This window comes from Sinorhizobium mexicanum (assembly GCF_013488225.1).
GTDB classification, from domain to species: Bacteria; Pseudomonadota; Alphaproteobacteria; order Rhizobiales; family Rhizobiaceae; genus Sinorhizobium; species Sinorhizobium mexicanum.
In genome coordinates this window covers 3,465,582-3,482,843 of record NZ_CP041238.1, presented here as the reverse complement: position 1 = coordinate 3,482,843, position 17,262 = coordinate 3,465,582, and the positions used below count along the sequence as shown (strand labels likewise).

General features: G+C 60.8%; 15 protein-coding genes and 1 pseudogene. 9 read left to right on the top strand and 7 right to left on the bottom strand.

Going from position 1 to position 17,262, the window contains the following annotated elements:
* Positions 1 to 317 precede the first annotated feature (317 nt).
* The 3 genes from FKV68_RS16485 to FKV68_RS16475 all read left to right on the top strand — a co-directional run bounded on the left by FKV68_RS16485 (position 318) and on the right by FKV68_RS16475 (position 4,614).
* Positions 318 to 1,340 carry a putative 2-aminoethylphosphonate ABC transporter substrate-binding protein gene (locus tag FKV68_RS16485; RefSeq protein ID WP_180938890.1) on the top strand — a complete coding sequence of 341 codons (1,023 nt, stop codon included), beginning with the start codon at positions 318 to 320 and terminating at the stop codon, positions 1,338 to 1,340.
* A gap of 80 nt (positions 1,341 to 1,420) precedes the next feature.
* On the top strand, positions 1,421 to 2,596 hold the full coding sequence (locus FKV68_RS16480; protein WP_180938889.1) for a putative 2-aminoethylphosphonate ABC transporter ATP-binding protein: 1,176 nt from the start codon (positions 1,421 to 1,423) through the stop codon (positions 2,594 to 2,596).
* A 2-nt stretch (positions 2,597 to 2,598) separates the two neighbouring features.
* The gene (locus FKV68_RS16475; RefSeq protein WP_180938888.1) at positions 2,599 to 4,614 is read left to right on the top strand and encodes a putative 2-aminoethylphosphonate ABC transporter permease subunit; all 2,016 of its coding nucleotides are present in this window, start codon (positions 2,599 to 2,601) and stop codon (positions 4,612 to 4,614) included.
* A gap of 124 nt (positions 4,615 to 4,738) precedes the next feature.
* On the opposite strand, the pseudogene FKV68_RS32940 reads toward FKV68_RS16475, so the two are convergent.
* The 3 genes and pseudogenes from FKV68_RS32940 to FKV68_RS16465 all read right to left on the bottom strand — a co-directional run.
* Positions 4,739 to 4,841: pseudogene (locus FKV68_RS32940) on the bottom strand (electron transfer flavoprotein subunit beta/FixA family protein); the annotation flags it as partial.
* Between the two features lie 78 nt (positions 4,842 to 4,919).
* A complete protein-coding gene (locus tag FKV68_RS16470) occupies positions 4,920 to 5,876 on the bottom strand; it encodes a tripartite tricarboxylate transporter substrate binding protein (protein ID WP_180938887.1) in 957 nt (318 codons plus the stop codon).
* A gap of 139 nt (positions 5,877 to 6,015) precedes the next feature.
* Positions 6,016 to 6,819: an HpcH/HpaI aldolase family protein gene (locus tag FKV68_RS16465; RefSeq protein ID WP_180938886.1), complete on the bottom strand. Its 804-nt coding sequence runs from the start codon at positions 6,817 to 6,819 to the stop codon at positions 6,016 to 6,018.
* A 117-nt stretch (positions 6,820 to 6,936) separates the two neighbouring features.
* Between FKV68_RS16465 and FKV68_RS16460 the strand changes: the two genes are divergently transcribed.
* Together FKV68_RS16460 and FKV68_RS16455 are read left to right on the top strand one after the other, a co-directional pair.
* Positions 6,937 to 7,893 carry a tripartite tricarboxylate transporter substrate binding protein gene (locus FKV68_RS16460; RefSeq protein WP_180938885.1) on the top strand — a complete coding sequence of 319 codons (957 nt, stop codon included), beginning with the start codon at positions 6,937 to 6,939 and terminating at the stop codon, positions 7,891 to 7,893.
* 45 nt (positions 7,894 to 7,938) lie between these two features.
* The gene (locus tag FKV68_RS16455; protein ID WP_180938884.1) at positions 7,939 to 8,916 is read left to right on the top strand and encodes an EamA family transporter; all 978 of its coding nucleotides are present in this window, start codon (positions 7,939 to 7,941) and stop codon (positions 8,914 to 8,916) included.
* Between the two features lie 75 nt (positions 8,917 to 8,991).
* On the opposite strand, the gene FKV68_RS16450 is transcribed toward FKV68_RS16455, so the two are convergent.
* The 3 genes from FKV68_RS16450 to FKV68_RS16440 form a co-directional block, all read right to left on the bottom strand.
* Positions 8,992 to 10,428, bottom strand: coding sequence for an NAD-dependent succinate-semialdehyde dehydrogenase (locus FKV68_RS16450; RefSeq protein ID WP_180938883.1), 1,437 nt, complete (start codon positions 10,426 to 10,428; stop codon positions 8,992 to 8,994).
* A gap of 86 nt (positions 10,429 to 10,514) precedes the next feature.
* The gene (locus tag FKV68_RS16445) at positions 10,515 to 11,102 is read right to left on the bottom strand and encodes a thiamine pyrophosphate-dependent enzyme (protein ID WP_180938882.1); all 588 of its coding nucleotides are present in this window, start codon (positions 11,100 to 11,102) and stop codon (positions 10,515 to 10,517) included.
* 7 nt (positions 11,103 to 11,109) lie between these two features.
* The gene (locus FKV68_RS16440; protein WP_180938881.1) at positions 11,110 to 11,637 is read right to left on the bottom strand and encodes a thiamine pyrophosphate-binding protein; all 528 of its coding nucleotides are present in this window, start codon (positions 11,635 to 11,637) and stop codon (positions 11,110 to 11,112) included.
* A 183-nt stretch (positions 11,638 to 11,820) separates the two neighbouring features.
* Here FKV68_RS16440 and FKV68_RS16435 point away from each other — a divergent pair, with 183 nt between their 5' ends.
* Both FKV68_RS16435 and FKV68_RS16430 read left to right on the top strand, forming a co-directional pair.
* Entirely contained in the window at positions 11,821 to 12,780 is a 960-nt protein-coding gene (locus tag FKV68_RS16435; RefSeq protein ID WP_180938880.1) for a peptidyl-alpha-hydroxyglycine alpha-amidating lyase family protein, read from the top strand.
* Between the two features lie 11 nt (positions 12,781 to 12,791).
* Complete coding sequence (locus FKV68_RS16430) at positions 12,792 to 13,676, top strand: NAD(P)-dependent oxidoreductase (protein WP_180938879.1); 885 nt, start codon at positions 12,792 to 12,794, stop codon at positions 13,674 to 13,676.
* A 191-nt stretch (positions 13,677 to 13,867) separates the two neighbouring features.
* Here the strand turns inward: FKV68_RS16430 and FKV68_RS16425 are convergent, their stop codons facing one another.
* Positions 13,868 to 14,977, bottom strand: coding sequence for an enolase C-terminal domain-like protein (locus FKV68_RS16425; RefSeq protein ID WP_180938878.1), 1,110 nt, complete (start codon positions 14,975 to 14,977; stop codon positions 13,868 to 13,870).
* A 234-nt stretch (positions 14,978 to 15,211) separates the two neighbouring features.
* On the opposite strand from FKV68_RS16425, the gene FKV68_RS16420 reads away from it, so the two are divergent.
* Together FKV68_RS16420 and FKV68_RS16415 are read left to right on the top strand one after the other, a co-directional pair.
* Positions 15,212 to 16,162: a tripartite tricarboxylate transporter substrate binding protein gene (locus tag FKV68_RS16420; protein WP_180938877.1), complete on the top strand. Its 951-nt coding sequence runs from the start codon at positions 15,212 to 15,214 to the stop codon at positions 16,160 to 16,162.
* Between the two features lie 90 nt (positions 16,163 to 16,252).
* The gene (locus FKV68_RS16415; protein WP_180938876.1) at positions 16,253 to 17,200 is read left to right on the top strand and encodes a tripartite tricarboxylate transporter substrate binding protein; all 948 of its coding nucleotides are present in this window, start codon (positions 16,253 to 16,255) and stop codon (positions 17,198 to 17,200) included.
* Positions 17,201 to 17,262: the final 62 nt, after the last annotated feature.

The window sequence follows — 17,262 nt, the reverse complement described above, 5'->3', positions numbered from 1 at the left end:
AGCCGCCTTTGGCGGCTCCTTTTTTGTTGACACGACGGGTGGGCGTGGCGAGCGCGAAATTGTGCATCCGCCTCGCCATGCGGCTGATCATCGTGGTCGCGTTGAAAGTGCTGCCTTATTTATCGTTCGCCGTCCACACGCCTCGCTTGGCGGCAGAGAGGTCATAGATTTTACTTTCTAAATGATAAGAATAATAAATTTTACTAACTAAAAAGCCCTGCGCAGAATGCCTCATGAAGCCGATGACAGAGGGGCAGCATCAAGATTGCCCGCCGCGCTTCCTGGTTTTTCCAGGTCTTCAGAGGAGAACATCAATCATGAACAGACGCGTGCTTTTTATGCTTGCCGGCGCCGTTTCTGCCGTGCTCCCCGCCATTGCTTTTGCTGAAACCCAACTCACCGTCTACACCGCGATCGAGGCCGTCGACCTCGATCGTTACAAGGCGACTTTCGAAAAGGCCCACCCCGACATCAAGATCAACTGGGTGCGCGACTCCACCGGCGTGATGACGGCAAAGCTGCTCGCCGAGAAGGACAATCCGCAGGCCGACGTGGTCTGGGGTCTTGCCGCCACGTCGTTGCTTCTCCTCAAGGCCGAAGGCATGCTGGAGCCCTACCAGCCCAAGGGCGTCGAGGACCTGGACAAGAAATTCGTCGATAACGACACCCCGCCCGGCTGGGTGGGCATGGACGCCTACGTCGCTGCGCTCTGCTACAACACGGTGGAAGGCGAGAGGCTCGGCCTCAAAGCGCCGACGAGTTGGGAAGACCTGACGAAGCCGGAGTACAAGGGCCATATCGTGATGCCGAACCCGGCTTCCTCCGGCACGGGCTTCCTCAACGTTTCGGGCTGGATGCAGTTGTGGGGCGAGGAGAAGGCCTGGGCCTATATGGATAAGCTCCACGAGAACATCTCCGCCTATACCCATTCCGGCTCGAAGCCCTGCAAGATGGCGGGTGCCGGCGAGGCAGTGATCGGCGTTTCCTTCGAGTTTCCCGGCGCCAAGGCCAAGAGCGCCGGCGCGCCGATCGACATCATCTTCCCGTCGGAAGGCTCGGGCTGGGAAGCCGAGGCAACGGCGATCATCGCCGGCACGCCCAACCTCGAAGCCGCCGAGACGCTGGTCGACTGGTCGATCACCAAGGAAGCCAACGAGATGTACAATGTCGGCTATGCCGTCGTGGCCTATCCGGGCGTCGCCAAGGCGGTCGAACACCTGCCCTCCGACATCTCCTCCAAGATGATCGACAATGACTTCGAATGGGCCGCGAACAGCCGCACTGCCATTCTGAAGGAATGGCAGAAGCGTTACGACGCCAAGTCGGAGCCGAAGAGCTGATCCTGATCGACCGGGCGGGGCGCCGATGCGCTCCGCCCATCGCATTCTCCCGAAATCCCTGAAGCCAGCGGAGCTTGCAGATGAGACATGCCCTGTCGATCGAACCGACGCCCACGCCCATTCACCGCGCCGCGAAGCAGGCGGGCGCTGAGCCGACGCCCTATCTGGAGATCACCGATCTGTGGAAGGCCTATGGCGATTTCGTCGCGCTGCGCGACATATCGCTCAACATCGGCAAGGGCGAGTTCATCTGTTTCCTCGGCCCCTCGGGCTGCGGCAAGACGACCTTGCTCAGGGCGATTGCCGGCCTCGACCTTCAGACGCAAGGCACCATCCTGCAGGATGGCCGCAACATCTCAACGCTGCCGGCCTCCAGGCGCGATTACGGCATCGTCTTCCAGTCCTACGCGCTCTTTCCGAACCTCACCATCGAGCAGAATATTGCCTTCGGCCTGGAAAACATCGGCCGTTCGAAGGCAGCGGTGGCCGGGCGTGTCGCCGAGCTTCTGGAAACGGTCGGCCTGTCGGCGCATGGCAAGAAATATCCCGCCCAACTCTCCGGCGGCCAACAGCAGCGCATCGCGCTTGCACGCGCCATCGCCATCTCGCCGGGCCTGCTTCTGCTCGATGAGCCCCTCTCTGCACTCGACGCGAAGGTTCGCGTCCACCTTCGGCACGAGATCAAGGCACTGCAACGAAAACTCGGCGTCACCACCATCATGGTCACGCATGACCAGGAGGAGGCGCTCGCCATGGCCGACCGGATCGTCGTGATGAACCACGGCGTCATCGAACAGGTTGGCTCGCCCTCCGAAATCTATCGCCACCCCAAAACCCTGTTCGTCGCCGATTTCATCGGCGAGACCAACCAGTTTCCTGCAAAGGTCCTGAGCGACGGCGAGGTCGAGATCGGTCATTCGGCCTTCTGCTGCCCGAGCGAGGACTTCGCGACCGGCCAGGCGGCGACCGCCGTCGTGCGCCCCGTCGACATCATCCCGCACGGCGCCGACGCGCATGCCGCCAATGCTGTCGACCGGCCCGCAACGCCGCAGAATCTGATCGATGCTCAGGTGCAGGAGATGGAGTTCCTCGGTATGTTCTGGCGCACGCGGCTGACGGCGCCGCGGCTCGGTGAACGCACGCTCGTTGCCGACTTCTCCGTCAATGCGGTCCGCCGCCTGCGTATCGAGGCGGGGGGCGTCATTCAGGTCGAGATCCCGCGGGAACGCCTGCTGCTCTACCCAAGGAGTGCCTGACGATGAACTTCGCTCTTGAAGCGTCCCACCTGCCACTGACTGGCAAGCGGCTTCGGCAGGAAGCCTCCCGCGACGATCTCGTCAAGCTCGGCTTCATGGCCGTCATCGGTCTCTACCTCATCGTCGCGCTCGCTGCTCCGCTCTTCGTCATGTTGTCGAAATCGCTTTCGACTTACCGGTTCGAACTGGCCGCCTTTGAATTCCAGGTGAGCGACGAGACGGGTGCGAACTGGGGTCCGGTTGTCAGCGCGGCAGAACTGAATCGTGAGCTTGGCGCCGTGGCGGACACGGAGCTTTCCACGAATTCCGACGGCCGGCTCGCCGCGACGAAGTTCTTCCCGGAATTCAAGTTCCGCAGTCCGGTGCATTATCGCATTCGTGGCACGACGGACGATGCCGCCTTCCTCGTCGGCTCCACGCGGGAAAAGGGCACGGCATGGCGTGAATACGATTCCGGCACCTTTCGGCGTGTCGTGCTGCGTCCGGCAAGCAGCCTCGGCTTCGAGAACTTCAGAACCTATTTCTCGACGCCCGCGCTTGCCCAGTCCATCCACAATTCGGTGCTGATGGCGGCGATCAGCACGGTGGTGACGATCTCGATCGCCTTTGCGCTTGCCTATGGCCTGACGCGAAGCTGCATGCCGCTCAAGGGTCTGTTCCGCGGAATCCTGACGATTCCGATCCTCGTTCCATCGCTGCTGCCGGGCATCGCGCTCGTTTATCTCTTCGGCAATCAGGGCGTCTTCAAGGACTGGCTGATGGGCTACTCCATCTATGGCCCGATCGGCATCGTCATAGGCTCGGTCTTTTTCACGCTGCCGCACGCCTTCCTCATTATCCTGACGGCGCTCTCCATCGCCGATGCGCGGCACTACGAGGCCGCCGCCTCGCTCAAGGCCAGCAAATGGCGCACCTTCACAACCGTGACGGTGCCGGGCGCGCGCTATGGCATCGTCTCGGCCGCCTTCGTCGTCTTCACGCTGGTCATCACCGATTTCGGCCTGCCCAAGGTGATCGGCGGCCAGTACGGCATGCTCGCCGTTGATATCTACAAGCAGGTGATCGGCCAGCAGAACTTCGAGATGGGGGCCGTTGTCTCCGTCATCCTCCTCGTGCCGGCCGTGCTCGCCTTTGCGGTCGATCGGCGCATGCAGAGACGACAGGTGGCGCTGCTCTCGGCGCGCGCGGTGCCCTATGTGCCGAAGCGCAATGCGCGGATGGATACACTCTGTTTCGCCTTCGCCGGCCTCGTCAGCCTGTTCATCCTCGGCATGATCGCGATGTGTCAGATCGCGGCGATCGTGAAGTTCTGGCCCTACGACCTAGCGCTGACGGCGAAGAACTTCGCCTTTGACCTGATGGACGGTGGTGGCTGGGCAGCCTATGCCAACTCGATCAGGCTCGCGCTGCTGACGGCGCTCTTCGGTTCGGTCGTCGTCTTTGCCGGCGCCTATATGGTCGAGAAAGCGGATGGCTTCCGCTTCGGGCGCAGCATTTTCCATTTCCTAGCAATGATGCCCATGGCCGTGCCGGGCATGGTGCTCGGCCTTGCCTATATCTTCTTCTTCAACAATCCGGCCAATCCGCTGCACCCGATCTACGGCACGATGACGATCCTCGTCGTCTGTACGGTGACGCACTTCTACACGGTCGCGCACCTGACGGCGCTCACCGCGCTCAAGCAGATGGACCCGGAATTCGAATCCGTCGCCGCCTCCTTGAAGCAGCCTTTCCACCGCTTGTTCTTCCGTGTCACGGTGCCGGTCTGCCTGCCGGCAATCCTCGACATCGCGATCTATCTCTTCGTCAATGCGATGACGACGGTCTCGGCCGTGGTCTTCCTGTATGCCACGGGCACCAAGCTTGCCTCGGTCGCCGTGCTAAACATGGACGATGCAGGCGACATCGCGCCAGCAGCGGCCATGGGCATGATGATCTTCTACACAAATATCGCCGCGAAGCTTATCCACGCGCTGATCGCCCGCGGCTTGCTTGCCCGTACCCAGGCGTGGCGATAGGGAGGGCACTGCCGAAGGAGCGCGCACCAACAGTCCTTATGGATGGATACTGCGTCGCCTATTCTGGGTCATCGCCCTTTGAGGCACACCCGCGCGCTGGTCAACGACGCTGCGATATCCTCGACGACATCTTCAAGTTCGCAAGCCCGACACTCGTGGCACCAGGCTTGACCCGGATTTTCACGTTGTAATCAACCACCCGCTTGACGGGTGACGAGAATTCTCATGGGTTTGTCTCGGTGCAGTTTCCGAAGGCGGTAGGGCTGCCGCCGTCGCCATTCCAATGCGGCAGCAGCCCCGGATGGTTACGGTTTGATCCAGGGATCAGCCTTCCAAAGATCGGTCAACAATTTCGCCTGGTCGTGGACGAAGGTCTCGGTCTGTTCTCCTGTCATGACCTCCAGTGAAAGCGAGCGCTTCTTGGCGTCTTCGAGGAATTTGGGATCCTTGCCTGCAGTCTGTATGCATTCGCGCCACTTCGAGAGGGCTTCTTGAGGAAAGCCTTTCGGAGCTGCGATGACATGAGTGGAACCGCCGACGAGGTCCAGGTCCTGTTCCTTGAAAGTCGGGGTGTCTGGAAACAGGTCCGTGCGTTTGTCCGCGGCCACGGCGAGGGGGCGCACTTCCTCGCGAAAACCGGCGGCCTCGACATTCGACATCATCGAGAATTCAACTTGCTTGCCGAGCAGCGCATTGCGCGAATCCGCGCCGGAGCCGAAGGGAATGAAATTGAACTTCACGCCCAGCAGCCGTTCCAACTGCAATCCGACCAGGTGGTCGTCGGCGCCAATGCCACCTATTCCGAGGTTGACCGGCCCGCCAGCGCTTTTCATATAAGCGATGGCTTCCTGCAATGTCTTGAACTTGCTGTCCATCCGCACATTGAGCGTCGAGCGAACGCCGATGATGTTGCCGATATAGACGAAGCCATCGATCGAAGGCTGTTCCGGCTTTGAAAGTTTGTTGGTCACGAGGTTCGGCATGTTGACCATGCCGATCGTATAGCCATCCGCCGCGGCCTGGCTGAGGGCAGAGATGCCGACGGCAGAAGCGGCTCCGGGCATTGCCGTCGGGACGAGGGCCGCGCCGCCGAGGCATTTCTCGACATAAGGCTGCCAGGTGCGGATGCCGACGTCCGTTCCGCCTCCAGCCGAATTCGGATTGACGACGACGATCGGCCTATCGGGATATTCGGCAAGGGCCGTCGTCGACATCAGCCCGAGGGGCAGCATGGCGCTGGCCAGTCTGATCAGTTTTCGCATTCCCACCTCCCATTAGTATGCGAATACATTTGTATACAATGGTAAACAAGGCGAGTCCAGAGGCGATTCGAGGAATGAAAGAATTGAAGTCGCCGCGGAGGAATACATGCAACCGGCGCGAACCCTTTGCCGGAGATTGCTATCCCCGCCCGCCGGGAAGCACCTCGCGCAGCATGCCGGCGCGGCGGGACGCTGCTTCGATGAGATAGCTGACATCGGTCTGCGTGGTGTGGAAGCGCAGGCCCTTCTGGATGAAGGCGCTCAGCCGCGCAATGTCCCGATCGCCGCCGAGGCCTGCAAATTTCTTCTTCTCCCGGCAGACAGAGATCAGGCGATCCGTGATCGCGCGCAGTTCGGGATCGTCGAAAGCGCCAGGCCTGCCCATATCGGCCAGAAGATCGCTGCAGCCGAGATGAATGAGGTCGACGCCTTCCACGCTGCAGATCTCGTCAAGATTGGCGACGCCTTCGCGTGTTTCGATCATGCAGGCGACGAGCGTTTTGCGCTCGAGTTCCTGCAGCAGCGCGTCGATTGGATAAGACCCGTAGCGCGTGGCGGAATATGTACTCTGCACCGAGCGCTTGCCGAGCGGGGGAAAACGGCAGGCCTCGACCACTTTTCGTGCCTGTTCGGCGGTCGCTACATCGGCGACGGCGATTCCGGATGCGCCGGCATCCAGGAATTTCGCTATGTCGGGATCGTCGTAGCGTGGAACCCGCACGATGGTGGCGATGCCGCAACCGAGCGCTGCCTGGATGATATGCCCGATCGTTTCCACCGAAAACAGCGCATGCTGCGTGTCGAGGAAGAGAAAGTCGTGCCCGCTCGCCTTGGCGATCGCGGCAATTTCGCCTGATCGCGCCAAGCGCACGACAAGGCCGAGCGCCACTTCGTCGTTGCGCATCCGTTGCAATACGGCGTTTTCGATATGAGGTCCCTGCATGTTTCCGTCTCCTTGTGCGGCCGCTTGCGCGCTGCTGCGATTGCCTCTTGCCAAAGGCTGGTGGTGTTCGTAGGATGACAAAAATATACCAATGTATACAAACTAGGGAAGTACACCATGACATTGAAATCCGCACTGGTCGTCCTCCTGCTCTCAGGAGCTGCCGCAATGCCGGCGCTTGCCGAATATCCCGATCATCCGATCGCCTTCATCAATCCGAATTCGGCCGGCGGAGGTACCGATGTGGGTATCCGCACCTGGGCTCCCTATGTCGAGAAGTGCGTCGGCAACGGTGCCGCCTTCGCGGTAACGGCCATGCCGGGCGCGACCGGGGCGGTCGGCATGAGTGAAGCTGCCAAGGCGCCGCATGACGGCTACACGATGGCCTCGCTCAACATGCCGCAACTGGTGACGAACCAGATCGCAAAGCAGATGACCTTCACCACCGATTCCTTCGACTATCTGGGCAATATCGTCGGCGTGCGCTCCGTCATCGCAGTGCGGCCCGACAGCAAGTTCAAGACTTTGGCGGATTTCGTCGCCTTCGCAAAGCAGAGCGGCGCGCCGATCAATGTCGGGCTCGGCGGGCTCGGTGCCGACGACCATCTCGGCGGGCTGCGCTTCGAAGAGATGATCGGAGTCGACTTCAATTTCATTCCCTTCGGTTCCGGCGCGGATTCGCGCAATGCCTTGCTCGGCAACCAGGTGGAGATCGCGTTCATGTCGAACAGCGAGGCAGCGCAATTCCGCGATGAGATCCGGCCGCTGGCGATCGCTTCGGTGCAGCGGGATCCGCTCTATCCAGACACACCGACCTTCAAAGAGCAGGGTTACGATCTCATCTCAGGCTCCGACCATGTGATCGGCCTGCCCAAGGGTGCACCGGAAGAGGTCAAGACGAAGCTCGCCGATTGCATTGCCAAGGCCGCGGCCGATCCTGCCTTCCTGGCTGACGCCAAGAAGCGCTCCCTGTCGTTGAACATCATGGACGCAAAGCAGACCGAGACCTTCGTGCACGACCAGGAAAATATCTTCCGGGAACTCTGGAAAACCAATCCCTGGATTTCGAAATAGGGTGAAGTTGCGAGCCGCTTCGGCACGAGTATTCGGAGTAGCAACATGCTCGGCGGTTTTCTGGCGCTGCTCGCGGCAATCACCTTCGCTCTGAACAACGCAGCCTTCCGCCGCGGCGCCGTGACCGGCACCGTGGCGCAGGGCATGGCGATTTCGCTAGCGCTCGGCGTCGGGATCTTCCTGATTGCGACGATGCTTTCGGGCGCATGGCAATCCGCCGCGACATTCCCACCGCAATCGCTCGCCATGCTCTGTGCTGCAGGCATTCTCCACTTCGCCTGGGGCCGGTATTGCAATTTTCGCGCAACCAAGGCGATGGGCGCCAATCTGGTTGGCCCGCCACAGCAGATGAGCATTGTGGTGACACTCGTTCTGGCGATCCTAATCCTTGATGAAAACCTGACACCGCTCAGGCTTTTCGGAATTCTTCTGGTCGTCATAGGGCCGGCGCTTTCGCTTCGTCCGATCAAAAAGATGCCCGTCTTGAGCCCAAGGGTACTGGCGTTCAAGCCGAACTATGTTGAAGGCTATACTTTCGCCCTCCTGTCCGCGCTCGGTTACGGCACAAGTCCGATCCTTGTCCGCATTAGCCTTCAGGATGCCGACTTTGCCTCCAGCATTGCCGCCGGATTGATCGCCCATATAGCGGCGGCAGTCGTCATGACCGTACCACTTCTCTCGCGAGGGATGAGGAGGTGCATCCTCAGCATGGACGGTCCTTCCCGGACGTGGTTTTCCGTCTCGGGCGTCCTCGTCGGACTTTCGCAAATGACCGGCTATCTTGCACTTGCGATCGCGCCGGTCTCCGTCGTAACGCCGATCCAGCGGCTGTCGCTTGTATTCCGTGTCTTCGCCAATTCGCTGCTCAATCGTGACCATGAGGTCATTGGCGGACGCGTATGGGCAGCAACGGCCGTCGGCCTGCTTGGCGCTGCCGCCCTGTCTGTTAGTACTGATTTTGTGTTGGCGTTGGTGCCGCTGCCAGAGATTGTCGAGGCAGCCGCCCGCTGGCAATGGCCGTAGGTTTTATGCGGCATTTCGTGAACGAAAAGGACCCGCCGACGATCGGCAGGTCCGGTCAGCGGGACGATCGGAGGATCAGACGCTGACTTTCTGTGAGATGAATTTGGTGATCATGAAGGCATCGAGCGTCTCGTAGCCGCCCTCGCGGCCATAGCCGCTTTCCTTGACGCCGCCGAAGGGCGTATCAGCCTGCGAAGTACCGTAGTGGTTCAACGACATGATGCCGCTCTCAACGCGATGAGCGAGCTCGTATGACCGGGCCTGCGAACTGGTGAATGCATAGGAGCAGAGACCATAAGGCAACCGGTTGGCAATGGCGATCGCCTCCTCGAAATCGCTGAAGCGGATGACCGGTGCGATCGGGCCGAAGGGTTCGAGATTGATGACATCGGCATCCTCCGGAATATCGGTCAGAACCGTCGGCTCGAAGAAATAGCCGCGATTGCCGATGCGGTTGCCGCCGGCCGCCACCTTGGCGCCCTTGGCAACGGCATCCGCGACGAAGCCCTCCAGTGCCTGTAGCCGCCGAGGATTGGCGAGCGGCCCCATCTGCACGCCCTCTTCCAGGCCGTTGCCCACCCTGAGCGCCTTTGCGGCAGTGACGAAGCTGTCGACGAAGGCGTCGTGAACCTTGTCCTGGACAATGAAGCGGGTGGGCGCCGTGCAGATCTGGCCGGCATTGCGGAATTTGCCGGCGACGCCCTGTTTTGCCACCACGGCCGGATCGACATCGTCGAAGACGATGACCGGCGAATGACCGCCGAGTTCCATGACCGCAGGCTTCATATAGGCGGCCGCCTGCTGCGCGAGATGCTTGCCGACGGGAATGGAGCCGGTGAAGGTGATCGCACGAATGATCGGCGAGGCAATGAGATGGGACGAGACCATGGCCGGCTCGCCAAAGACGAGATTGATGACATCGGCCGGCAATCCACCTTCCAGAAGGCATTCGACCAGCGCCACGACCGAGGCCGGCGTCTCTTCCGACCCCTTGATGACGACCGAGCAGCCGGCGCCGAGCGCCGCGCCGATCTTGCGTCCCGGCGAGGAGATCGGGAAATTCCATGGCGTGAAGGCTGCGACCGGCCCGATCGGCAGGCGCAAGCCGAAACGGTTGAAGCCCGGATCGCTCGGGACGATCGTGCCATAGGCGCGACGCCCTTCATTGACGTCCCATTCGACGATCGAGGCGGCGCGGATGATCTCGAGCTTCGCCTCGCCGACCGGCTTGCCCTGCTCCAGGGTGATGCGCGGGGCAATCTCGTCAGCCCGTTCGCGCAGGATGCGGCAGCCCTTCATGACGATGTCGCAGCGAGCCTCGGCGGACATGCTGCGCCATCTTTCGAAGCCCTTCTGGGCGGAGGCAAGCGCACGATCGAGATCGTCGGCCGTGGCCCTGGGCAGTGAACTTAGTATCTCTTCTGTCGCAGGGTTGATCACTTCCGTCGGTTGGCCGGATCCCCTGGTCCATTCGCCGGCAATGAACATCAAGGGGGCCTTGTAATCCGTCATTTCCTCAATCTCCCTATCAACAACACCACCGCGCCAAATCCGGGCGGCGGGTTTTACACTTATGGCAGACCTTTCGACCTGGCTCCTCAGACATGGCCCAAAAGCGCCCGCCGAAACTGGCCTTTCTGCCAAACGCCGTCGCGATTACGGGGGAAAAGCTCGCCCACCTCATTGCTGACCTTGAGCGTGACAAAGACCGGGCCCGGAGCCGAATGGATGAGAGGAGTGGCTTCCTCCAGATCCGCCAGGCTTCTTACGGTGCGTACGGTTGCGAAACCGCACGCCGCCGCGACAGCTGCAATATCGACGCCGCGACCGGTATGGGTGCGTTGCATGCCGGTCTCTGCATAATGCTCGTTGTCAATGACGACGATAGCGAGGTTGTCCGGCTTTTCGGCACCAATGGTGGCGAGCGAGCCGAGGCTCATCAACATCTCGCCGTCGCCGGCAAAGATGATGACGCGACGCCTGGGTTGCGACAGGGCAAGCCCGAGGCCGACCATCGTCGCCTGGCCCATGGCGCCGCCGAGCGGAAAATCCCCGTCGAAATCCACCTGTACGGCTGCCACGTCGTAGGAGGGACCGCCGAGGCTCGATACGGTCAAGGCATCGCCCCGATCGGCGAGGATATGTTTTACCGCGGCGCGGCGGCTGAGCGTATTCGTGTTCGTCATGGCAGACTCATTTGAAGATCTTGGCGCCGACCAGGCGCTGGGACAACAGGACGGCGATCGATTGTGACGCGAGGAAAGACATGCGCAAGGCTGCGCTCACCGTTTCCTCGACCTCTTCGGCATGCTCGATTCGCAAGCAAACCATACCCATCGCGCCGAGAACCACGGGCGTCGCCTGTCCCATGGCCATTTGCCAGTTATTCGCCTCGCCGAAATCGCCTCGCATGGTGACGAAGGTCAGGAAGGGGAACTGGCAGTTCTTGATGAGGCTCAACGCATTGATGCAGTTGCCTACGCCGCTCGACTGCATCAGCATCGCGCTGCGGACTCCGCCCAACCAGGCGCCTGAAGCCAAACCGATGCCGTCCTGCTCGGTAGTCAACGATATCGTCCGCATGTCCGCGTCGTCCGTGCAATGCTGGATCAGCTCCTTGTGCCCGCCATCCGGGACATAGGAAATCTGCCTTACCTTGGCTTCTCTCAAAAGCCGGTAGATCGTGTGCGGCCAGGCCGCGCCCTGCTGTTCATCCGACATCTCTTGCTCGTCTCTCCCTGTCAGAGTCCTTGGGCTTCCAGTCCTCGTCAATCAGCCGATGACCGGAAATTTTGCCCTGACACCGCGACAATAACGAATTGGAGATTGATTGTATACAGCAGTAGACTGTAGGATACAGAAAATCTGAAGTGAGCTGGCAGGCTGTTTCGACCGGGAGTACTTATGACGGTGATATTAGGGGAGGGGGACTACCGCTATTCCGTGCAGCGCGGTTGGGGGCGCCTTCCTGGCGGCTGGTCCCTCAACGAGGTCGGTGGTGTGGGGGTGGATGCCCGCGATCGCGTCTACGTTTTCAACAGAGGCGAGCACCCGATGGTCGTCTTCGATCGCGAAGGCAATTTCCTTTCATCCTGGGGCGAGGGTATCTTCAAGCGTCCTCATGCGATCCATATGGGACCCGATGACACGATCTTCTGCACGGATGACGGAGATCACACGGTCCGAAAATGCACGCTCGACGGCAAGGTGCTGCTGACGATCGGCGTACCCGGCCAGCCATCACCCTATATGAGTCTCAGGCCCTTCTGCCGCTGCACTCACACGGCGTGCGCGCCAAACGGGGACATTTACGTCTCGGACGGATATGGCAATGCCTGCGTTCACAAATATACTGCTGACGGCCGCTACTTGAAGAGCTGGGGAACTCCCGGCACTCAGCCGGGCCAGTTCAACATTCCGCACAACATCACCTGCGACGCGGATGGCTGGGTCTACGTCGCCGATCGCGAGAGCCATCGCATCCAGGTATTCGATGGTGAAGGCCGATACGAAACCCAGTGGAACAACCTCCATCGGCCGAGCGGCCTTTACATGCCGCTGGGTTCCTGTCCGATCTGCTATGTCGGCGAGGCCGGGCCGACCATGAACATCAATCGCAAAGTTCCCAATCTCGGCGCCCGCGTGAGCATTCTCGACCACAGGGGGCGGACGCTTGCGCAACTCGGCGACGTCCAGGCCGGGAACGATCCCGGTCAATTCCTCTCGCCGCACGGAATATCCGTCGACTCCGAAGGCAGCATCTATGTCGGCGAAGTCTCGCGAACAGCGTGGGGCAACCTCAACCCGGGCGTGCCGGCGCCGGAGCCATTGCATTGCCTGACCAAGCTCACCAAGATCCGATAGGGGTACAAATCATGAAACTTGCTTTCATCGGCTTCGGCGAAGCGGCGCAGTCTATGGCCGCTGGTTTCAGGAACGAGGCAAGCCTCGAGGGGCTGGCCGCCTATGATATCCGCCTGCACGACGCCGCCTATGGCCCGGGACTGAAAGCCAAAGCCGAAGAGCTCGGTGTTTGTCTCGCCGCCTCCATTCAAGAAACGACGGGAGGAGCGGCGGTTGTGCTATCGATGGTGCAGGGATCGGCGGCCCCGAAAGTCGCCGACTCTGTAGCACCGTACCTGCAGCCCGGGCAGATATTCATCGATCTCAACTCGATATCGCCCGATGCCAAACAGCGTGTCGCCGATGCGATCTTCATGGGCGGCGTGGGCGCTTGCGTCGAAGGCGCAATCATGGACGCGGTGAAGCCGCGGCGTCACAAGGTGCCCATCCTGCTTGCCGGCCCCCTCGCTGAGGAGGCAGCGGACAAGCTTAATGCGGTGGGGATGGTCTGCGAGGCGATCGGCGACAGGATCGGCCAGGCCTGCTCTGTCAAGATGATCCGCAGCGTCATGATGAAAGGTGTCGAGGCGCTGATCCTGGAGAGCATGCTGGCTGCCGAAACCGCCGGCGTAACGGAACGCATCCTCGATTCCGTCAACGTCACCTTCGCGGGGCTCGATTGGCGCAAGCTTACCTCGCATTACCTCAAGCGCACGCACGAACACGGCCTGCGACGCGTCTCCGAAATGAAGGAATCCGCCATGACGCTGGAGACGCTTGGGATGGAACCGCGGATGTCACTGGCGATCGCCGAGACGATCGCGTCCGGCTATGCGAGTTTGAAGGACGTGCCCTACGACCCCAACGCACAATATCCCGAACTGCTCAACGTGCTGGCCGCACGCAAGGCCGATTGATTGACCGCCTGCAGTAGGATGCGAAATTCGGAAGCGACCTATGCGCGGCTGACTAGCGCATCGGCCCGAAAATCGGAATCGATTTTCGGAAAGCACGATGCGTAGATTCAAAGACTACAGCGTCCTTGGTGCGTTCTGAAGGACGCACGGCGCTGTAGACGCGCGGCGCTGTAGCAGCCAACGCGGCTCAATCAGCTGAGGACCCGGATTTTCGAGTGCTCGATGAGCTCGAAGTCGATGTCGACGCCGAGGCCGGGCTTCTTCGGCACGTGAACGAAGCCGTCAGATCCAACCTGCAGATCGTCAATCAAGCCGCATTTCTGCGCCTCGTCAGGCAGAACGACCTCGAAATAGTCTGTATTCGGAATCGCACAGAAGAGGTGCAGGTTGGCGACATTGTTCAGCGAATTGCCGCCGTGGTGGAGCTCGTAGTTCAGCCGGAAGGCTTCTGCAAGATGGGCCGTTTTCAGGCAGGCGGTGATCCCGCCTTTCAGCGCGACGTCGCCGCGAAGCGCATCGGTTGCCTTCTGCGACACCCAGGGCTCGTAGGCGTGAAAGGCGCCGGGCGAAAGTTCCGTCGCCATGACCTGGATATCGAGCTTCTGCTTGAGCTTGGTGTAGTTGTAGATGTCCTCGAAGGGCAGCGGGTCCTCGAACCAATGATAGCCGAGCGATTCCAGCTCGCGGCCGACCATCAGTGCCTGCGGATAATTATAGACGCCCGTGGCGTCGAACATCAGCCGGTAGTCGTCGCCAACGGCCTCGCGAACCGCTCTTGCCACCGCCAGATCCTCTTGGGGATCGAGCCGGGGCGGATGGACTTTATAGGCGGCATAGCCATGCGCTTTCACCGCCCGCGCTTCCTCGATATAGCTTTCGACATTGGCCCAGCCCGGCGAGCTGGCATAGGCCGGAGCCTTTTCCCGGAAGCCGCCGATCAGCTGGTAGATGGGCAGGCCGGCGACCTTGCCGGCGATATCCCATAGCGCCACATCGATGGCGCCGACGCATCGCCAGCTCGACAGCCCTGCGCGGCGTGCCAGGTCCTTGTATATCGCTTCCCGCTGCAGGGGATCCCGCCCGATAACCACGGATTTCAACGCGATGATGAGGGATGCCGCATCGAGTTCGGCCGTGCGCACCGGCGAGCCCAGGAACGCGTGGCCCTGAACGCCGTCATCCGCGGAGACAGTCACCAGGCCGAGGCAAACCTTGCCCGAACCCGGCATTGTGTGGCGGCCATAGGAAGCCTTCGGAATGGCTCGTTCGAACATCGTCACGGTAAGATCGGTGATCTTCATTGATCTGCTCCTCCAGCTCCCTCGGAATCCAAGCCGACCGGCGCGGCGCACTTACTCCGCCGAATTTCTGTATATCGTCGTATACGTCATTTGCATATCAATGCATATCATTGTACACAATAGCAATGGCCTCGGGAGGGCCTGGAATAAACGAGGAGACGGTCCGACGCCGAGAGGGGATGGGCCGCATGCAGATGAAGAGGCGGTACAACAACGCGCAATCGGGAGGAAGCAATGAACGTCATACCGACAATGTTCGGCGCAGCATTGATGGTCGCAGCGGGCATCGGCACCGCGGCGGCTGAATATCCTGATCATCCCATCACATTCCTGATCCCGTTCGGAGCCGGCGGCGGCACCGATGTCGGCGTTCGCACGGCGGTTCCCTATCTCGAGCGCTGCATCGGCAACGGTGCGACGATCGTCGTCGAGAACAAGCCTGGTGCAAGTGGCCAGCTCGGCTTTGCCCACCTCGCGACCTCAAACCCCGACGGGTACATGATTTCGACGCTGAATGCGCCAAACGTCGAAGTCGGCGCCATCACCGGGACCAGTTATACGCTCGACAAGTTCGATCTGCTCGGAAACATCGTCGGGACCAATGTGACGCTGGCAGTCAGCAAGAGCAGCAACATCCAGACGCTCGATGATCTCATAAAGGTGGCGAAGGAAAGTTCGACCCCGATGAACCTCGGAACGGCTTCGATTGCCGCGGACGACCACCTCATGGCGTTGCGCTTCGCCAAGATGGCTGGTGTCAGGTTTACGACGCTGCCGCTCGAAAGCGCTGGCGGCGTACGCAATGCCGTCATCGGCGGCCATGTTCAGGTCGGCAGCATCTCCAACACGGAAACCGCACCCTATCTCGACCAGCTGCGGGTTCTGGCGGTCGCCGCCCCTCAACGCGTCAAGGAACTGCCCGACGTTCCTACCTTCCGCGAGCTTGGATACGACCTCGTGGCTGGCTCCAATCACGTGCTCGGCATTCGAGCCGGCACGCCGGAGCCGATCCGCGCCAAGCTTGCCGGCTGCATTGCGCAGGTGGCCAAGGATCCGGGCTTTCTGGAAGAGGCGAAAAAGCGCTCCATCGCCCTTAACGTCATGAGTGATAGCGAGGTCAAGGAGTTCATCTCCAAGGAGGATGCGGATCTTCGGGCGCTCTGGAAGTCTGATCCCTGGCAATGACCATGCGATGACCCGGGCTACAGGCCGTTGCGGAAGACAGCGGCCTTTCTTCAAACAATCAGCTTTGTTTCGGACGACTGGGAGGTCGAGATGAGATGTTGCGTTGCGCTGCTGACCGCATTGACGGTCGCGGCTTGGACGAGTGCCGCGCAGGCGGAATATCCGGGCGGTAAGGTCATTACCTATATCGTGCCCTTTGCGCCGGGCGGCGGCGCTGATGTCGGTGTGCGGATCGCCGAACCTTTTCTGGAGAAATGCGTCGGCGGCGATATCGTCGTGATCGACAAGCCCGGTGCCGGCGGCACGCTTGGCATGATCGATATCGCCGCGGCTGCGCCGGACGGTTATACGATCGGCTCTCTCCTGACGCCGAACCTGCCTGTCGGGACCATCGCTGTGAATGCACCCCGCTACACGATGGAAAGCTTCGACTATCTCGCCAATCTTGTGAGCACGCGCGTCGCGATCAGCGCCAAGAAGGGAGGCAGGTTCAAGACGATCCAGGATCTGCTGGCAGCGGCCAAGACCAGTCCCATCCAGGCTGCGATTACCCAGGCCGGTGCCGATGACCATCTGGTTCTTCTTCGCCTGATGGAGGCGACCGGCGCGAAATTCGATTTCATTCCGATGGTGGAGTCGCCCCAGGCGCGAAACGCGGTAATGGGCGGCCATGTCGAGATTCTCGGTCTCTCGGTGACGGAGAGCGCCAATTTCAAGGATCAGCTCGAAACCCTGGCCGTTGCGGGTACCGAGCGATTTTCCGGTCTTCCGGACGTGCCCACTCTGAAGGAGATCGGCTACGACATTACGGGCGGGAATACCTTCTTGGTCGGCGCCCCGAAGGGCCTGCCACCGGAAATCAAGGACAAGCTCAACAAGTGCTTTCAGCAGGTGGCCGAAGATCCGGCCTACCGGCAGGCGATCGCTCAGCGCAACTTCATCTTCACGCCGATGAACGCCAAGGAGACGGAGACGTTCGCGAAGGGCGAATACACGGCTCTCAAGCGCATCTGGGATACCAGTCCCTGGATCAAATGACCTGCCGCGCCGGGGAGGCCGCCGGAACACGGCGGCCATCTCCCAACGAAGACATCGGAGGC

What these genes read in the sequence shown, in the direction of transcription:
- FKV68_RS16485 (WP_180938890.1), top strand. Translation starts at nt 318, where the DNA reads ATGAACAGACGCGTGCTTTTTATGCTTGCCGGCGCCGTTTCTGCCGTG.
- FKV68_RS16480 (WP_180938889.1), top strand. Translation starts at nt 1,421, where the DNA reads ATGAGACATGCCCTGTCGATCGAACCGACGCCCACGCCCATTCACCGC.
- FKV68_RS16475 (WP_180938888.1), top strand. Translation starts at nt 2,599, where the DNA reads ATGAACTTCGCTCTTGAAGCGTCCCACCTGCCACTGACTGGCAAGCGG.
- FKV68_RS16470 (WP_180938887.1), bottom strand. Translation starts at nt 5,876, where the DNA reads ATGCGAAAACTGATCAGACTGGCCAGCGCCATGCTGCCCCTCGGGCTG.
- FKV68_RS16465 (WP_180938886.1), bottom strand. Translation starts at nt 6,819, where the DNA reads ATGCAGGGACCTCATATCGAAAACGCCGTATTGCAACGGATGCGCAAC.
- FKV68_RS16460 (WP_180938885.1), top strand. Translation starts at nt 6,937, where the DNA reads ATGACATTGAAATCCGCACTGGTCGTCCTCCTGCTCTCAGGAGCTGCC.
- FKV68_RS16455 (WP_180938884.1), top strand. Translation starts at nt 7,939, where the DNA reads ATGCTCGGCGGTTTTCTGGCGCTGCTCGCGGCAATCACCTTCGCTCTG.
- FKV68_RS16450 (WP_180938883.1), bottom strand. Translation starts at nt 10,428, where the DNA reads ATGACGGATTACAAGGCCCCCTTGATGTTCATTGCCGGCGAATGGACC.
- FKV68_RS16445 (WP_180938882.1), bottom strand. Translation starts at nt 11,102, where the DNA reads ATGACGAACACGAATACGCTCAGCCGCCGCGCCGCGGTAAAACATATC.
- FKV68_RS16440 (WP_180938881.1), bottom strand. Translation starts at nt 11,637, where the DNA reads ATGTCGGATGAACAGCAGGGCGCGGCCTGGCCGCACACGATCTACCGG.
- FKV68_RS16435 (WP_180938880.1), top strand. Translation starts at nt 11,821, where the DNA reads ATGACGGTGATATTAGGGGAGGGGGACTACCGCTATTCCGTGCAGCGC.
- FKV68_RS16430 (WP_180938879.1), top strand. Translation starts at nt 12,792, where the DNA reads ATGAAACTTGCTTTCATCGGCTTCGGCGAAGCGGCGCAGTCTATGGCC.
- FKV68_RS16425 (WP_180938878.1), bottom strand. Translation starts at nt 14,977, where the DNA reads ATGAAGATCACCGATCTTACCGTGACGATGTTCGAACGAGCCATTCCG.
- FKV68_RS16420 (WP_180938877.1), top strand. Translation starts at nt 15,212, where the DNA reads ATGAACGTCATACCGACAATGTTCGGCGCAGCATTGATGGTCGCAGCG.
- FKV68_RS16415 (WP_180938876.1), top strand. Translation starts at nt 16,253, where the DNA reads ATGAGATGTTGCGTTGCGCTGCTGACCGCATTGACGGTCGCGGCTTGG.